This window comes from Klebsiella sp. C349492 (assembly GCF_042055345.1).
GTDB lineage: Bacteria > Pseudomonadota > Gammaproteobacteria > Enterobacterales > Enterobacteriaceae > Klebsiella > Klebsiella scottii.
Map to the genome: position 1 here is coordinate 421,534 of NZ_JANQCE010000003.1, position 15,614 is coordinate 437,147.

Below are 15,614 nucleotides of genomic sequence, written 5' to 3' on the forward strand. Positions count from 1 at the left end.
TAGTGCTTCAAACCTTCAAAAGGAAATTTTCATGCTGCATCCGCGCGCCAGAACAATGCTGTTGCTATCGATCCCGGCGGTTATCATCGGGATTGCGTCCAGCCTGGTATTGATTGTGACGATGAAGGTTGCGAGCGTCCTGCAAAATATCCTCTGGAGCGTTTTGCCGCTAAGCCTGGGCCTGAACGCCGGCGGGCCTCTCTGGACCATTGCCACTCTGACGCTCACCGGTATTGCCGTCGGTCTGGTCATCCGCTTTAGCCCAGGCCACGCCGGGCCCGATCCGGCGTCTGAATCATTAGTGGGCGCGCCCGTCAGCACCAGCGCCCTGCCGGGCCTGATTGCCGCGTTAATTCTAGGCCTGGCGGGCGGCGTCAGCCTGGGGCCGGAGCACCCCATTATGGTGGTCAATATCGCCCTCGCGGTGGCCATCGGTTCGCGCCTGTTTCCGCGCGTCAGCTCCCTCGACTGGACGATCCTTGCCGCCTCCGGCACCATCGGCGCGCTGTTTGGCACGCCGGTTGCCGCAGCGCTGATCTTTTCGCAAACCCTTAACGGCGGTAACGACGTCCCGCTGTGGGACCGCCTTTTTGCCCCCCTGCTGGCGGCGGCTGCCGGCGCCCTGACAACGAGCCTGTTCTTCAATCCCCATTTCTCGCTCCCGATCCCGCACTATCCGCAGATGCGGTTGGTGGATATCTTTAGCGGCGCCGTGGTCGCGCTTATCGCGATTGCCGTAGGAATGGTCGCCGTCTGGTGTTTGCCGCGCCTGCATGCGCTGATGCACCGCCTGAAAAGCCCCATTTTAACGCTCGGGGTCGGCGGTTTGCTGTTAGGCATCCTCGGGACCATCGGCGGGCATATCACGCTGTTTAAAGGGCTGGATGAGATGCAGCAAATGGCTTTCAGCCAGACCCTGACCGGCGGCGACTTTATGCTGATTGCGCTGGTAAAGCTGGCGGCGCTGGTGCTCGCGGCCGCCAGCGGCTTTCGCGGTGGGCGGATTTTCCCGGCGGTATTCGTCGGCGTGGCGCTGGGCCTGATGCTGCACGCGCACGTTGACGCCGTCCCGGCGGCGATTACGGTCTCCTGCGCGATCCTCGGAATGATGCTGGTGGTCACCCGCGACGGCTGGCTGAGCCTGTTTATGGCCGCCGTCGTGGTGCCGGACACCACGCTGCTGCCGCTGCTGTGTATTGTGATGCTCCCGGCCTGGCTACTGCTGGCCGGGAAGCCGCTGATGATAACCAGACGACGTCCCGACTAGACGCGGCTGTTGCGCTCTTCCAGGGCCTGCGTTACCGCCCGTAGAAAGTCGGGGATATCCATTTTGGGCAGCATCACCTCGACCAGCGTCAGCCGGTCGGAGCCCATGCTGTCGTTCATCGCCTCCTTCAGCTCCGCCGTGCGCGTCACCCGCCAGCAGCGCGAAGGGACGTCGGGGGCAAACGCCTCCGGCAGACGGTTCCAGTCCCACAGGGCGATATCGTTATAGCGCTGCTCCGCTCCATGGATCGCGCGCTCGACCGTGTAGCCTTCGTTGTTAAGCAGCAGAATAAGCGGACTCTGTTTGTCGCGTAGCATCGACCCCATTTCCTGTATCGTGAGCTGCGCCGCGCCATCGCCGATGATCAATACCACCCTTCGGTCCGGCGCGGCGGTCTGCGCGCCGTAGGCCGCCGGCAGCGTAAAACCGATCGATCCCCACAGCGGCTGAACCAGCAGCGTCGCATCCGAGGGCAGCCTCAGCGCCGCAACGCCGAATGCCGCAGTTCCCTGATCGGCGAGAATAATATCCCCCGGCCGCAGCTGCTCCTGCACGGTGCTCCAGAACTTTTTCTGCGTCAGCATGCCGCCTTCAGCTCCGCCAACCTCCGGCACTGAGACCGGCGGGAGCGTCCATTCCGCCGCCAGGCTGGCCGACAGCTTGATCAAGACCGCCAGCGCCTGATCCATCGGGATCCGGCTGAACCAGCGCTCGCCCACCCTGACGGCGAACGGCTGAATCTCTATGGTGTGTTCAGGCGGTAAATGCTGGGTAAATCCGGCGGTAATGGTATCGGTAAAGCGGGTTCCGACGCAGATGATGGTATCGGCGTTTTCAATCATCTCGCGGGTCCCGGACGCGCTGGCGATACCGCTGTAGGTCCCGACAAAACCGGGATGCTGCTCGTCAAAGAGCCCTTTCCCCATCAGCATGGTGGCGTGAGCAATCGGCATTTTTTCGACCCACGTTCTTAGCGTTTCCTGCAGGCCGTAGCGCTGGGCGAGAAAATCCGCCAGCAGCGATACCCGCCGGCTGCTCCGCAGCAGTTGCCCCGCATGCTCCCGGAATCCGGCCAGCTGATTCTCATCCGCAGGCGGCCCCTCAATAACCAGGCGACGCGCCGGCGGCATGGCGCTGGCCCTTGCGACGTCGGCAGGCAGCATCAAATAGCCGGGGCGATGGTGGGCCAGCATGTCGCTGAGGACGCGATCGATTTCATGGCAGGCGTTGCCCGCCGTCAGGGCGGCCTGAGTGCAGGTTATCTGCTCGCTCATCCGCGCAAAATGCGTAAAATCGCCATCCCCCAGCGTGTGGTGCAGCAGCTCGCCCCGCTGCTGGGCGCCGCTGCAGGGGGCGCCAACGATATGCAGAACCGGGACGTGTTCGGCATAGCTGCCCGCCACGCCGTTAAGCGCGCTCAGCTCGCCAACGCCGTAGGTCGTCAGCAGCGCGCCGGCGCCTTTAATACGCGCATAGCCGTCGGCCGCATAGGCGGCATTCAGCTCGTTGGCACAGCCGACCCATCCCAGCGCTTCATGCGCGATAACACGATCGAGGAACTGTAGGTTGTAATCTCCCGGTACGCCAAACAAGCGGTCTATGCCGCAATCTACAAGGCGATCCAGCAGATAATCGCCAATAGTGTAAGTCGGTTGCATAGCCATACTCCTCATCCCGTGCAGGTAATTTGAGTATTGAATAAGCGATCGAACTGTCCAGATTGTGTTGAATATATGAGGTGGAAAGCAAAATTTACGACTCTGGGGTGTGTACTCCGCGTTGAACATTCTTTAGTGTAAACGTATACACAAGCTGTTTTATCTGCGGAGGAAGTATGGTTTACCAGGCAAATGCGACGCGATATCAGACAATGGAGTACCGCCGATGCGGTCATAGCGGACTAAAGCTGCCGGCAGTTTCTCTCGGCCTTTGGCATAACTTTGGTGACGAAACGCGGGTAGAAACCAGCCGCCAGCTGCTGCGCCACGCCTTCGACCTCGGCATTACGCACTTCGATCTGGCCAACAACTACGGGCCGCCGCCGGGTTCCGCCGAGAGCAACTTCGGCCGCATCCTGCGGGAGGATTTTTTACCCTATCGCGATGAGCTGATTATCTCCAGCAAAGCCGGCTACACCATGTGGGACGGGCCTTACGGCGACTGGGGTTCGCGCAAATATCTGATTGCCAGCCTCGATCAGAGCCTGAAACGGATGGGGCTGGAATACGTCGATATCTTCTATCATCACCGCCCCGATCCCGAGACTCCGCTGCTGGAAACCATGCGCGCGCTGGACCATATCGTGCGTCAGGGTAAAGCGCTTTACGTCGGGCTATCGAACTACCCTCTCGCCCAGGCGACGGAGGCGGTGGGCATCCTCAACGACCTCGGCACGCCGTGCATTATTCATCAGCCCAAATACTCCATGTTCGAACGCTGGGTTGAAGATGGGCTGCTGGATTTCCTGCAGACGCAGGGAGTCGGAAGCATTGCGTTTTCACCGCTGGCCGGCGGCCAGCTGACCGACCGCTATTTACACGGCATCCCGGCTGATTCCCGGGCAGCCAGCGGCAGCCGCTTCCTGCAGGCGGATCAGCTGACGGCGGAAAAACTGGAGAAAGTCCGCCGGCTGGACGCCCTGGCGCAGGCTCGCGGACAGAAGCTATCGCAGATGGCGCTGGCCTGGGTGCTGCGCGGGGAAAAAGTGACTTCGGTGCTGATCGGCGCCAGCAAAACGGCCCAGCTTGATGATGCCGTCGGGATGCTCGCCAACCGTCACTTCAGCCCGGAAGAGTGCGCGAAAATTGACGCGATTCTTGCGGCGTAAACAAAAACTTACTTTAGCAAAAAGTGCTCTTATCCGCGATTTAGGAGTTCATCCAATGCTGCGGGGCTTAACGGCTCCGTACTATCACGTTAACAAGCCGCAAGGCTCGATCGTGAAGGAGAAGAGTATGTTCAGGTCACTGATACTGGCTGCAGTGCTACTGGCCTCAGCGCCGTTAGTTGCTAACGCTGGTGAAATCACCCTGCTGCCATCTGTAAAATTACAAATAGGCGATCGCGACAACTACGGTAATTACTGGGACGGTGGCGGCTGGCGCGACCGTGATTACTGGCGTCGTAACTACGAATGGCGTGATAACCGCTGGCGGCATCATGACAACGGCCGTCACCGCGGCTGGGATAAGCGCAAAGCCTACGAACGCGGCTATCGCGAGGGCTGGAACGATCGCGACGACCGTCGCGGCGGCTGGGGCCGCGGACCGGGAGGTCGTGGACCCGGCCACGGCCATCACTAAATGTCCTTCAATCAGTTTAATCAAATTGGGGAGCCGCAAGGCTCCCCAATTTATTATCGACTTATAAGCCGAACGCCGTCCCCACCAGCAGCCAGCCGTTCAGCAGAACCACAATCGCCACGATGACCCAGCCGGTTCGCTTAATCCATGCGCTATTCACCAGATCGCCCATCAGCTTCGGGTTGCTGGTAAAGATCAGCAGCGGCACCAGCGCCAGCGCAATACCAAAGCTCAGCAGTACCTGACTCATCACCAGGATGCGGGTCGGATCGAGCCCCATCATAATGACGATGAACGACGGCAGCATGGTGATCGCCCGGCGAAACCACAGCGGGATATGAAAACGAATAAACCCCTGCATCACCACCTGACCCGCCAGCGTGCCGACAACCGTCGACGACAGCCCGGCAGCCACCAGGCTGAGGCCGAATATAGTTGCTGCGGCGTGGCTCAGCAGCGGCTCCAGCGTCAGGTAGGCGGCATCAAGATCGGCGACGCCGGTATGGCCGTTAAAGTGAAACGCGGCGGCGGCGGTGGCCATCATCGCCAGATTGACAAAGCCGGCAATCGTCATCGCAATCGCCACATCCCAGCGGGTTGCGTTATAGCGCTCTTTGCGCGAGCCGTCATGCAGATTCTGGGTCAGCGACGAGTGCAAATAGATAACGTGAGGCATAATGGTTGCCCCCAGAACCCCGGCCGCCAGGAACACCGCTTCCCCGTTCGGCAGGCTCGGGATAATCATCCCTTTTGCCAGCGGCGCCAGCGCCGGCTGAGAGAAAATCAGCTCCGCGATGTAGGCCCCGGCAACAAACAGCAGCAGCCCACCAATCACTTTCTCCAGCGGCTTTTGCCCGCGACGCTGCAGCATCAAAATCAGAAACGTGGCGATACCGGTCAACACCGCGCCCTGTAGTAAAGAGACGCCAAGAAGCAGCTTAAAGCCGATCGCCGCGCCAATAAACTCGGCCAGGTCCGTCGCCATGGCGATAATTTCCGCCTGCACCCAATAGAACCACACCACCGGGCGCGGATAGTGATCGCGAATCTGCTCCGCGAGATTTTTACCCGTCGCAATTCCCAGCTTTGCCGACAGAACCTGAATCAGCATCGCCATCAGGTTTGCCCACACCACCACCCACAGCAGCTGGTAGCCAAAACTGGCGCCCGCCTGGATATTGGTCGCAAAGTTACCGGGATCGATATACCCGATGGCAGCAATAAAGGCAGGCCCCATCAAAGCGAGCTTCATCTTGCGCGCTGCGCGACCGCTGCTATTCTCAACGCGACTGCTTGTCATTTTCTGCCTCAGAAATATAGCCTTTGCTATGTTTGATGCTACCAAAATGCGAATGATTATCAAGTTCATTTATAACGGCGATAATTATTGCTTTGATAGGGGGGAACGATAGCGGCTAACAACGAAAAGGTGGCAGTGATGGAAGTACATCTCGCCTGGTCATCAGATTAGTACAACTAAGCAACTTTTAAAACCTTTACGCAACATAACAAAAATGTATGTTTGATCACTATTTTGGTGATTAGTCACAGTTCCTTGCAATAGTGTGGATTTGATCTCGTTTTCTTTGGGCTTGTTACATAGAATGTGCACAGAAATTTAACCTGCCTCATATTTGGAGCAAATATGGACCGCGTCCTGCACTTTATCCTCGCGATCGTCGTGGTGGCTATTTTGGCCCTTTTGGTCAGCCACAACCGTAAGCAGATTCGTATTCGTTATGTTATTCAATTGCTAGTCATTGAAGTCTTGCTGGCCTGGTTCTTCCTGAACTCCGATATCGGTCTGGGCTTCGTGAAAGGATTCTCCGAGATGTTCGAAAAACTTCTCGGCTTTGCTAACGAAGGGACCAACTTCGTCTTCGGCAATATGAACGATAAAGGCCTCGCCTTCTTCTTCCTCAAGGTTTTGTGCCCAATCGTCTTCATTTCCGCGCTAATCGGTATTTTGCAGCATATCCGCATCCTGCCTATCGTCATTCGCGCGATCGGTACCGTGCTGTCCAAAATTAACGGCATGGGTAAACTGGAATCATTCAACGCAGTCAGCTCGCTGATTCTAGGCCAGTCGGAAAACTTTATCGCGTATAAAGATATCCTCGGCAAAATGTCGCGTAACCGCATGTACACCATGGCGGCTACTGCGATGTCCACCGTTTCCATGTCTATCGTCGGCGCGTACATGACGATGCTGCAGCCGAAATATGTCGTTGCGGCGCTGGTGCTTAATATGTTCAGCACCTTTATCGTACTGTCGCTGATTAACCCGTACCGCGTTGATGAAAGCGAAGAAAATCTGCAGATGTCGAATCTGCATGAAGGCCAGAGCTTCTTTGAAATGCTGGGTGAGTACATCCTGGCAGGCTTTAAAGTAGCGATTATCGTTGCCGCGATGCTGATTGGCTTCATCGCGCTGATCTCTGCGCTGAACGCCCTGTTCGCGACCGTTACCGGTTGGTTCGGTTACAGCATCTCCTTCCAGGGCATCCTCGGCTACATCTTCTACCCGATTGCATGGGTGATGGGCGTGCCGGCTGGTGAAGCGCTGCAGGTCGGCAGTATTATGGCCACCAAGCTGGTTTCAAACGAATTTGTCGCAATGATGGATCTGCAGAAAATTGCCAGCACGCTCTCTCCGCGCGCGGAAGGCATTATCTCCATCTTCCTGGTCTCCTTCGCCAACTTCTCCTCAATCGGGATTATTGCCGGGGCGATTAAAGGCCTGAACGAAGAGCAGGGTAACGTTGTTTCCCGCTTTGGCCTGAAGCTGGTTTACGGCTCGACCCTGGTGAGCGTGCTCTCAGCGTCTATCGCCGCGCTGGTACTGTAATTTCTTAAGGTTGTGCAAAAGCCGGGCTGGTCCCGGCTTTTTTACGCCTGTAATTCCTGAAGCGGCCGAGGCTTGCCGATCAGGTAGCCCTGCAAATAGTCGACGCCGAGCGCCAGCAGCCGCGCCTTCTGCTCTTCCGTTTCCACGTACTCCGCCACAACCGTCAGATTTTTCACCCTCGCCATCTCGATAATGGATTTAATAATGATCGCATCCAGAGGATCGGTCTCCACGTCGCGCACGAAGCAGCCGTCAATCTTCACGATATCCGCCTGGAGCCTTTTCAGTCGCTCATAGTTCGCATAGCCGGTACCGAAGTCATCGATAGCAATGGCGCAGCCAAAACCCCGCAGCTGCTGGATGTTGTGCAGGCTGGTTTGCTCATCGCAGAATGCCTGCTCTTCGGTAATTTCGATGGTAATCGCTTCGCCCTGGAGCTGGTAGCGCCTGAACAAAGCAATAATCTGCGCCGCGCTATCGCGCTGCATCAGGGTGTAGGGCAGCAGATTAACGGAGAAGTGCTGGCCCGGATGCCGGTGTAGCGTGCTGAACAACGTTTCCAGCACCAGCATGTCGAAACGCTGGCTCAGGTTGAACTGCACGATGAGCGGAATAAACCGCTCCGGCGTAATGACGGTTTCTCCGCACTGCATCCGCGTAAGCACTTCATAATAGCCCTCCCCCGCCGCGTTCCGGATCGGCTGGGCATACAGCACGAGATCGCGTTTATTGAGCGCCTGCTTGATCCGGGTCAGCATACGCACCTGCTCGCTGGTTTGATCGGAAACCTGCTCCTGCGCCGCATCCAGCGCCAGCACCCGCTGCGTGGCGCCGGCCTGCTCCGAAAGCCAGCTCAGCTGGCCCAGCATCGGATGAAGCTCGGCCTCGACGCCGTGATGCCTGCCCCACGATGCGCCAAACTCCAGATCCAGCGCCTGGTTATTCCAGATAAATTTCTTGTGGTTAAGAATCGCCACGATGTGGCCTAGCCGCGCCTCGGGTTCCGGCCCGCACAGCACCAGCAGCAGCTCGCTACCGGGTAGCTGAAATATTTTATCTCCCGGCCCCAGCAGCGGCTGTACCTTAGCGGCAATTTGCCGCTTGCAGTGCACGCGCATCATCATGCCGTAATGGCGGCTGAGGAAATCCAGGTTATCAATTCGCAGGCTGCTGATGGCTACTTCGGGGTTGCGGCGTAAATGACACTCCAGCGCGCGAAGATTAGGCAGCCCGGTCAGCGGGTCCTCCTGCGCCTGATCTCGCCATCTGAGCTTGATTCGCTCGTTCTGAGCGTAGATATCCAGCATATAAAACAAGCAGATGGTGAATGAGATGAGTACCGAGAGAACAAATGATAATGCGTATTCTGTCTTTACGCCCTGCAGGAAATTTTGATTATACGCGACCAGTAAAAATGCTGAAACGGACCATGAAATACGAATCAGCGCATGGCCCAGCCGGCTAATACCAATAAAATAAAGGATGAAAATAAGTGGTACCAAATAACCGGCAATAAAAACAGAATTATAAGGTGCACAGAGCACCAGTAATATTGCCACGAGCGCTATGAACCAGTACAGCGTAAATATCCGACGCTCGCGCGTAAGCCACGGTTGACAATGATGGAGCCAGAATGTGCGGGCAAAACGCGGATTGATAATCATCCGCAAAGGATAATAAAAGAAGGTGGTAAAAATTAATGCAGCGCAAATCAAACTCTGAATATCTATAATGGTATAAATTGCCGGCATATCTTTGAAATAGCTCGATATAACCAGAGGGAAAGAAAAAAACCCCCCCGCCAGATACATGGTAACTTTCATGAGCACGGGAGCAAAAAATCCGCCCCAAAAGATTCTGATGCCCATCCGCTTCGCCGTTAACCCGCTGCGCCACGCTTTACCAAGCAGCATGCGGACAACGGCGCATGAGGCCAGCACCGAGAACAGCTGGCAGAATAATAAGATTGCCGCCTGCGGTACCGTCAGCGGGATTATCCAGGCGTTGGTGATAGCAAAGGCGATAATCAGCGGGCCTATCGCATAGCGGCCAAAAATAAAGATAACCGCGTACATCATACTTAGCGGTAACCAGGCGAGAAATATTTGGTTACCGTCAATCATTGCCTGAGGTGAAATAAATCTGGCTAATGGAATTGTAATTAAACAAACGATCAACGCGAGTAAAGATCTTCTGATATTAATGTTAAATTTGCCTGTCATTATTGTTAATTAAAGCTCCCGCGCCGGAATTATATTTAATATACAAATACTATGTTGGTTAATTATGGCAGGCAAGGTAATAAGCCAGGGAAAAATCTTAAATTACATTTCACTCTAATAGCAGGAGATTTTCTGACGTAAGCACAGAGTGCTTTACGTTGGCAGGAGGAAAACAAAAAACCCCCGCCGTAGCGAGGGTTTCGATATTTGGTGGAGCTAAGCGGGATCGAACCGCTGACCTCTTGCATGCCATGCAAGCGCTCTCCCAGCTGAGCTATAGCCCCAACAGAACGTTTTAAAACCAAACCTGATGGGAACAGGATTTGGTGGAGCTAAGCGGGATCGAACCGCTGACCTCTTGCATGCCATGCAAGCGCTCTCCCAGCTGAGCTATAGCCCCGTAACATAAAACGTGTCGTGTTGACGGGCCGCATAATATGAATTCCTTCGTCAGGTGTCAACGGCAAAATCACCCCTCTTAATTTGATCGCTGAAAAAGCAGGCAAATAGCTGACATTGCGAAGCTTATCGCAGGGAGAAGTTAAACATGTCACTCTTTCATGTAAAAGGATGCTATAACATGAACAACTAATTCCCACATTTTTACTCAGGAAATAGTATGCTCAAGGAACGAATGACACCTGAAGAAATCGCCCATCTCACTGGCTTCAGCCGGCAGACGATCAATAAGTGGGTACGCAAAGAAGGATGGCAAACATCCCCCCGACCCGGCGTGCAGGGAGGCAAAGCTCGCCTCGTGCACGTAAACGAGCAGGTGCGCGATTTTATTCGCAGTGCCCAGCGCGTGGCGGAAACGCCTTCCCCTTATGCCACCGTAGAAAACGACCTTGAGCCGCTGCTGCTTACGCTCAGCAAAGAGATGACCCCCGGCGAACAGAAAAAGCTGATGTCACTTCTGCTGCGTGAAGGTATTACCGGCTTACTCCATCGCCTGGATATTCGCGACCAGTAACATGATGATGAAATTAAAAGATAAGATGACCCCGGCAGAGCTTGCGGAATGTCTTGGCCTCGCCAGACAAACGATTAACCGCTGGGTCAGAGAGCAAAAATGGCGTACGGAGGCTATTCCCGGCGTCAAAGGTGGGCGTGCCCGTCTCATCGTTATCGACAGGACGGTTCTCGATTTTCTGGCAAATATTCCCGCGCTGCGGCATCTGATTGCCGATTATCAGCTGGCTGAACCGCCTGGCCACTATTTTATTAATGATGCAGGGGCTATCTGGCGACAAATTGCCGAGACGCTCCATCTGATGACGCCAGAAGAACAGCAGCATTTGCGGGACTTTCTTGCAAGAGAAGGCATCAGCGGATTTTTATCGCGTCTGGGAATTAGCGGCGAGCGGTCGAAAGAGTAAAAAAACGGCAGGAATATACCTGCCGTTATGCGTAGCTTATGATGCTCAGGACTGCTGGCTTTCGCGTTCAGCAATAAATGCCAGCGCTTTGTTGATGCGTTCTACGCTGCGGGATTTACCAATCGCATGAACGGTCACGTCGAGAGCCGGGGATTGTCCAGCGCCGGTAACCGCAACGCGCAGCGGCATCCCGACTTTACCCATCCCGACTTCCAGCTCGTCCGCCGTTGCCTGAATAGCGTGATGAACGTTCTCTGCCGTCCAGTCGGTCACCGCAGCCAGCTTATCGCGTACGACTTCCAGCGGCTGACGCGCAACCGGGCGCAGATGTTTTTTCGCCGCGTCGGCGTCAAACTCGTCGAACTCTTCATAGAAGTAACGGCAGCTTGCCGCCATCTCCTTCAGCGTTTTGCAACGCTCGCCGAGCAGCTTCACCAGTTCAGCCAGCTGCGGGCCGTTACGGGTATCGATATTTTCCTGCTCGATATGCCATTGCAGATGCGTTGCCACATACTCCGGCGCCAGAGAGTTAATGTAGTGATGATTCAGCCACTGCAGCTTCTCGGTGTTAAACGCGCTGGCGGATTTGCTGACCGCGCCGAGGGAGAAGAGCTTAATCATCTCTTCACGAGAGAAGATCTCCTGATCGCCGCTGGACCAGCCCAGACGTACCAGATAGTTCAACAGCGCTTCAGGCAGGTAGCCATCGTCGCGGTACTGCATCACGCTCACCGCGCCATGACGCTTGGAGAGCTTTTTGCCGTCATCGCCATTGATCATCGAAACGTGCGCATATACCGGTACCGGCGCGTTCAATGCCTTAAGGATATTGATCTGGCGCGGGGTATTGTTGATATGGTCTTCACCACGGATCACGTGCGTGATCTTCATATCCCAGTCATCCACGACAACGCAGAAGTTATAGGTCGGGGAGCCGTCGGTGCGGCGGATGATCAGATCGTCCAGCTCCTGATTACTGAATTCAATCGGTCCGCGGATCTGATCGTCAAAGATGACGGAACCGTCCTGCGGGTTGGCAAAACGCACCACGCACGGTTCGTTATCCGCATGGTGTTCGTGACCATGGCGACAGCGCCCGTCATAGCGAGGTTTTTCGCCATTTGCCATCTGCTCTTCGCGCAGAGCGTCCAGACGCTCTTTAGAGCAGTAGCATTTATAGGCCGTGCCTGCTACCAGCATTTCATCAATAACGGCGTTGTAACGGTCAAAACGTTTAGTCTGGAAATACGGACCTTCGTCCCATTCCAGATTCAGCCAGTTCATCCCATCCATAATGGCTTCAATTGCTTCCGGCGTGGAGCGCTCAAGATCGGTGTCTTCAATACGCAGTACAAACTCACCGTTGTTATTGCGGGCAAAAAGCCAGGAGTAGAGAGCAGTACGCGCGCCGCCAACGTGCAGATAGCCTGTCGGGCTGGGCGCGAAGCGAGTTTTGATTTTCATGAAATGGCCTTACGTTTAATAAAGATGCCGACAACCGGCAGAGTCTGTTGGTATTTATGGCTCAATATTCTAACACCGTAGGCTGATTCCTCAATGGAGTTCCCGTCTGAACGTAACGCTTTGCCATTTTTGTTTATAAATCATGCGCTGCGGATGCTTTCGCGATCGTTTTGTTTAATTTTACGACGAACAAACAAATTATTTAGAAAAGGCGTTGACTCATTTTCAACTCTCCCTATAATGCGACTCCACACAGCGGGGGTGATTAGCTCAGCTGGGAGAGCACCTCCCTTACAAGGAGGGGGTCGGCGGTTCGAACCCGTCATCACCCACCAACTACTTTAAGTAGTCTCCGCCGTGTAGCAAGAAATTGAGAAGTGGGTGATTAGCTCAGCTGGGAGAGCACCTCCCTTACAAGGAGGGGGTCGGCGGTTCGATCCCGTCATCACCCACCACTTTCTCGCCAGCTGGATTTCTTGTTAAAAATGTGAAGTACCGAAGTGGGTGATTAGCTCAGCTGGGAGAGCACCTCCCTTACAAGGAGGGGGTCGGCGGTTCGATCCCGTCATCACCCACCACTTCGGGTCGTTAGCTCAGTTGGTAGAGCAGTTGACTTTTAATCAATTGGTCGCAGGTTCGAATCCTGCACGACCCACCATATTCAGAAAAAAGCGCCTTTAGGCGCTTTTTTCGTTTCTGAGCACCCTGCTCAACCGTGCAGGATGAGAACCTGCCGCAGGTCCGACAAAATCGTCGGGAACGATTTTGCATTGCCGCCTGCGGCGACCCGCAGGGCGAGTCTCAGGATGAGACGAGTGATATCCTGCACGACCCACCACTCATATCCTTCACACCCGCTTTTTCGTTTCTGAATACCACGCCCGTCTCCACGGACTCACGCCTCACCGCTGATACAGCGGATCGTCAGCTCTGCCCGCGGTCAGCGTATTCCCCTCTTCACGCACCACTTCCCACAGCGCCTGCGCGGCGGTTGAGAGCGAGCGTTTCTTACGCTGCGCCAGCATCAGCTGACGCTCAACAACCGGGGTTAGCCGCTTGACCCGCAAATGGCTGCCTTGAGGCAGCGGTAGCGCCAGCGCCGGTAGAATACTGATGCCAATGCCTGACTCCACCATCGGAAACAGCGTAGCCGGATGCCCAATCTCCTGCACAATATTGGCATCAATGCCAAAGCGCGCCAGCGCGGCATCAATCAGCGGCCGGCTGCCGGAGGCGTAATCCTGCAATACCAGCCGTTGCCGGTGAAGATCCTGCCAGCTCACCGATGCCCTTTCGGCAAAAGGATGATCCTCCCGACATAAAAGCAAAAACGGCTCCGACAGGACCGTCTCACACTGCAAATCCGTCGCGGCGCCGGGATCGATAACAATGCCAAAATCTACCTCACCCTGGCGAATACTCTCCAGAACCCACTGCTGAGGGCGATCGTGCAGCACAAAATCAATCTCCGGGTAGCGCTGATTGCTGTGCGCAATACACTGGGGGATCAGATGGGCGGAAATCGTCTGGCTGGCGGCAACCCGCACGGTTCCCGTCAGCTGCTGACCCACGCGTCCGGCGTCGCGCAGCGTACTGTTCAGCTCGTCCAGCAGCCGCTCAAGCCGACCCGCCAGCTGATGCCCCGCCTCCGTCAGCACCACCTCCCGGGTGGTTCTGTCCAGCAGCCGCACGCCGGTCTGATGCTCCAGCTCCTTGACGCTATGGCTCACCGCCGACTGGCTGAGCCCAATCATCTCCCCTGCCCGGCTGAAGCTTCTCGCCCTGGCGACGGTGACAAATACCTTTAACTGACGCAGCGAATAATTCATCTTTTTTATTCATGAATAGATGCAATAAATCAATTTTATTTCTCAAACTAAAAAAAGCACAATAGCGAAATCGATTTTCAGGAGCGATTATGAAATTTTTCCGCATTCTTGACCCATTTACCCTTACCCTGGTTACCGTCGTCCTGCTGGCCTCCTTTTTCCCGGCGCGCGGCGAATTTGTCCCCTTCTTTGAGCACCTCACCACCGCGGCCATTGCCCTGCTGTTCTTTATGCACGGCGCAAAGCTCTCCCGCGAGGCGATTATCTCCGGCGGCGGCCACTGGCGTTTGCATCTGTGGGTGATGTGCAGCACCTTTATCGTCTTCCCCGTTTTGGGGGTGCTGTTTGCGTGGTGGGCGCCGATAAACGTCGATCCTGCGCTCTATACCGGCTTTATTTATCTCTGCATTCTGCCCGCTACCGTGCAGTCAGCGATCGCTTTCACTTCGCTGGCTGGCGGAAACGTAGCGGCGGCCGTATGTTCAGCCTCGGCATCGAGCCTGCTGGGAATTTTCATTTCACCGCTGCTGGTCGGGCTACTGATGAATCTGCACGGCGCCGGCGGCAGCCTGGAGCAGGTCGGCAAGATTATGCTGCAGCTTCTGCTGCCGTTCGTCCTCGGTCATCTGTCCCGTCCGTGGATCGGCGCATGGGTGGCGCGGCATAAAAAATGGATTTCAAAAACCGATCAGACCTCTATCCTGCTGGTCGTCTACTCGGCGTTTAGTGAGGCGGTGGTGAACGGTATCTGGCATAAAGTCGGTCCAGGCTCGCTGCTTTTCATCGTCGCCGTCAGCATCGTGCTGCTGGCCATCGTTATCGCCATTAACATCTTTGTGGCGCGCAAATGCGGCTTCAATAAAGCGGATGAAATTACCATTGTCTTCTGCGGATCGAAAAAGAGCCTGGCAAACGGGATCCCGATGGCCAATATTCTCTTTCCAACCTCGATTCTGGGGATCATGGTGCTGCCGCTGATGATTTTCCATCAGATCCAGCTGATGGTGTGCGCCGTGCTGGCACGACGCTATAAACGACAGGCGGAAGAGCGGCTGGCGCGTGAAAACGCCAGCGCGCCAGAGGCTTAACGCGGCTGCTTGAGGGGCTGAACCAGCTGGGTCAGCCCTTCGGTTTTAATCAATAAGGTTAACGCCATCAGCTCGCCAAGATGCCCGGCGGGAAACTGCTCCTTACGGGCAAACCACAGCAAATACTCTTCAGGCAGGTCAATCAAACGACGACCTTTATATTTGCCAAACGGCATTTCCGTATTGGCAATCTCGATAAGCCGTTCCTTATCCAC

At 55.5% G+C, this 15,614-nt stretch carries 13 protein-coding genes, 6 tRNA genes and 1 other RNA gene; 12 read left to right on the forward strand and 8 right to left on the reverse strand.

Annotated elements, in window-relative coordinates:
• The first annotated feature begins 31 nt into the window (after window positions 1-31).
• Window positions 32-1,267, forward strand: coding sequence for an ion channel protein (locus NWP14_RS14570; protein ID WP_331834778.1), 1,236 nt, complete (start codon window positions 32-34; stop codon window positions 1,265-1,267).
• On the opposite strand, the gene NWP14_RS14575 is transcribed toward NWP14_RS14570, so the two are convergent.
• Window positions 1,264-2,925: an alpha-keto acid decarboxylase family protein gene (locus NWP14_RS14575; RefSeq protein WP_375215559.1), complete on the reverse strand. Its 1,662-nt coding sequence runs from the start codon at window positions 2,923-2,925 to the stop codon at window positions 1,264-1,266. The genes NWP14_RS14570 and NWP14_RS14575 overlap by 4 nt on opposite strands.
• Window positions 2,926-3,101: 176 nt before the next feature.
• On the opposite strand from NWP14_RS14575, the gene mgrA reads away from it, so the two are divergent.
• A complete protein-coding gene (gene mgrA, locus NWP14_RS14580) occupies window positions 3,102-4,094 on the forward strand; it encodes an L-glyceraldehyde 3-phosphate reductase (RefSeq protein ID WP_375215560.1) in 993 nt (330 codons plus the stop codon).
• Between the two features lie 127 nt (window positions 4,095-4,221).
• Window positions 4,222-4,569, forward strand: a complete 348-nt coding sequence (locus NWP14_RS14585) for a DUF2502 domain-containing protein (RefSeq protein ID WP_095100440.1) — start codon at window positions 4,222-4,224, stop codon at window positions 4,567-4,569.
• A 61-nt stretch (window positions 4,570-4,630) separates the two neighbouring features.
• On the opposite strand, the gene NWP14_RS14590 is transcribed toward NWP14_RS14585, so the two are convergent.
• On the reverse strand, window positions 4,631-5,869 hold the full coding sequence (locus NWP14_RS14590) for an Nramp family divalent metal transporter (protein WP_331834781.1): 1,239 nt from the start codon (window positions 5,867-5,869) through the stop codon (window positions 4,631-4,633).
• 345 nt (window positions 5,870-6,214) lie between these two features.
• Between NWP14_RS14590 and nupC the strand changes: the two genes are divergently transcribed.
• Complete coding sequence (gene nupC / locus NWP14_RS14595; RefSeq protein WP_095100436.1) at window positions 6,215-7,417, forward strand: nucleoside permease NupC; 1,203 nt, start codon at window positions 6,215-6,217, stop codon at window positions 7,415-7,417.
• Window positions 7,418-7,458: 41 nt separating this feature from the next.
• On the opposite strand, the gene NWP14_RS14600 is transcribed toward nupC, so the two are convergent.
• The 3 genes from NWP14_RS14600 to NWP14_RS14610 form a co-directional block, all read right to left on the reverse strand.
• Window positions 7,459-9,639, reverse strand: a complete 2,181-nt coding sequence (locus NWP14_RS14600) for an EAL domain-containing protein (RefSeq protein ID WP_375215561.1) — start codon at window positions 9,637-9,639, stop codon at window positions 7,459-7,461.
• A 208-nt stretch (window positions 9,640-9,847) separates the two neighbouring features.
• Window positions 9,848-9,923, reverse strand: a tRNA-Ala gene (locus NWP14_RS14605).
• Window positions 9,924-9,963: 40 nt separating this feature from the next.
• Window positions 9,964-10,039, reverse strand: a tRNA-Ala gene (locus NWP14_RS14610).
• Window positions 10,040-10,258: 219 nt separating this feature from the next.
• Between NWP14_RS14610 and NWP14_RS14615 the strand changes: the two genes are divergently transcribed.
• Window positions 10,259-10,612 (forward strand): YfeC-like transcriptional regulator, encoded by a 354-nt coding sequence (locus tag NWP14_RS14615; protein WP_346430946.1) that lies wholly within the window; start codon window positions 10,259-10,261, stop codon window positions 10,610-10,612.
• A gap of 4 nt (window positions 10,613-10,616) precedes the next feature.
• Window positions 10,617-11,018 (forward strand): YfeC-like transcriptional regulator, encoded by a 402-nt coding sequence (locus NWP14_RS14620; protein ID WP_095101331.1) that lies wholly within the window; start codon window positions 10,617-10,619, stop codon window positions 11,016-11,018.
• 45 nt (window positions 11,019-11,063) lie between these two features.
• Here the strand turns inward: NWP14_RS14620 and gltX are convergent, their stop codons facing one another.
• Entirely contained in the window at window positions 11,064-12,482 is a 1,419-nt protein-coding gene (gltX, locus tag NWP14_RS14625) for a glutamate--tRNA ligase (RefSeq protein ID WP_375215562.1), read from the reverse strand.
• 259 nt (window positions 12,483-12,741) lie between these two features.
• On the opposite strand from gltX, the gene NWP14_RS14630 reads away from it, so the two are divergent.
• From NWP14_RS14630 to NWP14_RS14650, 5 genes are all read left to right on the forward strand, one after another.
• Window positions 12,742-12,817 (forward strand) — tRNA-Val (locus NWP14_RS14630).
• 44 nt (window positions 12,818-12,861) lie between these two features.
• Window positions 12,862-12,937, forward strand: a tRNA-Val gene (locus NWP14_RS14635).
• A 47-nt stretch (window positions 12,938-12,984) separates the two neighbouring features.
• Window positions 12,985-13,060 (forward strand) — tRNA-Val (locus NWP14_RS14640).
• Between the two features lie 4 nt (window positions 13,061-13,064).
• Window positions 13,065-13,140: transfer RNA gene (locus NWP14_RS14645), tRNA-Lys, on the forward strand.
• Window positions 13,141-13,183: 43 nt separating this feature from the next.
• A non-coding RNA gene (locus tag NWP14_RS14650) (RtT sRNA) lies at window positions 13,184-13,320 on the forward strand.
• 64 nt (window positions 13,321-13,384) lie between these two features.
• Here the strand turns inward: NWP14_RS14650 and NWP14_RS14655 are convergent.
• On the reverse strand, window positions 13,385-14,311 hold the full coding sequence (locus NWP14_RS14655) for a LysR family transcriptional regulator (protein WP_095100428.1): 927 nt from the start codon (window positions 14,309-14,311) through the stop codon (window positions 13,385-13,387).
• A gap of 89 nt (window positions 14,312-14,400) precedes the next feature.
• On the opposite strand from NWP14_RS14655, the gene NWP14_RS14660 reads away from it, so the two are divergent.
• A complete protein-coding gene (locus tag NWP14_RS14660) occupies window positions 14,401-15,399 on the forward strand; it encodes a bile acid:sodium symporter family protein (protein ID WP_095100426.1) in 999 nt (332 codons plus the stop codon).
• Here the strand turns inward: NWP14_RS14660 and NWP14_RS14665 are convergent.
• Entirely contained in the window at window positions 15,396-15,614 is a 219-nt protein-coding gene (locus NWP14_RS14665; protein ID WP_346430944.1) for a putative quorum-sensing-regulated virulence factor, read from the reverse strand. The genes NWP14_RS14660 and NWP14_RS14665 overlap by 4 nt on opposite strands.

Excerpts from the sequence above, each read along its gene's own strand:
- NWP14_RS14660 (WP_095100426.1), top strand. The coding sequence starts at position 14,401 with ATGAAATTTTTCCGCATTCTTGACCCATTTACCCTTACCCTGGTTACC.
- NWP14_RS14620 (WP_095101331.1), top strand. The coding sequence starts at position 10,617 with ATGATGAAATTAAAAGATAAGATGACCCCGGCAGAGCTTGCGGAATGT.
- NWP14_RS14585 (WP_095100440.1), top strand. The coding sequence starts at position 4,222 with ATGTTCAGGTCACTGATACTGGCTGCAGTGCTACTGGCCTCAGCGCCG.
- mgrA (WP_375215560.1), top strand. The coding sequence starts at position 3,102 with ATGGTTTACCAGGCAAATGCGACGCGATATCAGACAATGGAGTACCGC.
- NWP14_RS14575 (WP_375215559.1), bottom strand. The coding sequence starts at position 2,925 with ATGCAACCGACTTACACTATTGGCGATTATCTGCTGGATCGCCTTGTA.
- NWP14_RS14590 (WP_331834781.1), bottom strand. The coding sequence starts at position 5,869 with ATGACAAGCAGTCGCGTTGAGAATAGCAGCGGTCGCGCAGCGCGCAAG.
- NWP14_RS14655 (WP_095100428.1), bottom strand. The coding sequence starts at position 14,311 with ATGAATTATTCGCTGCGTCAGTTAAAGGTATTTGTCACCGTCGCCAGG.
- NWP14_RS14615 (WP_346430946.1), top strand. The coding sequence starts at position 10,259 with ATGCTCAAGGAACGAATGACACCTGAAGAAATCGCCCATCTCACTGGC.
- gltX (WP_375215562.1), bottom strand. The coding sequence starts at position 12,482 with ATGAAAATCAAAACTCGCTTCGCGCCCAGCCCGACAGGCTATCTGCAC.
- NWP14_RS14570 (WP_331834778.1), top strand. The coding sequence starts at position 32 with ATGCTGCATCCGCGCGCCAGAACAATGCTGTTGCTATCGATCCCGGCG.
- nupC (WP_095100436.1), top strand. The coding sequence starts at position 6,215 with ATGGACCGCGTCCTGCACTTTATCCTCGCGATCGTCGTGGTGGCTATT.
- NWP14_RS14600 (WP_375215561.1), bottom strand. The coding sequence starts at position 9,639 with ATGACAGGCAAATTTAACATTAATATCAGAAGATCTTTACTCGCGTTG.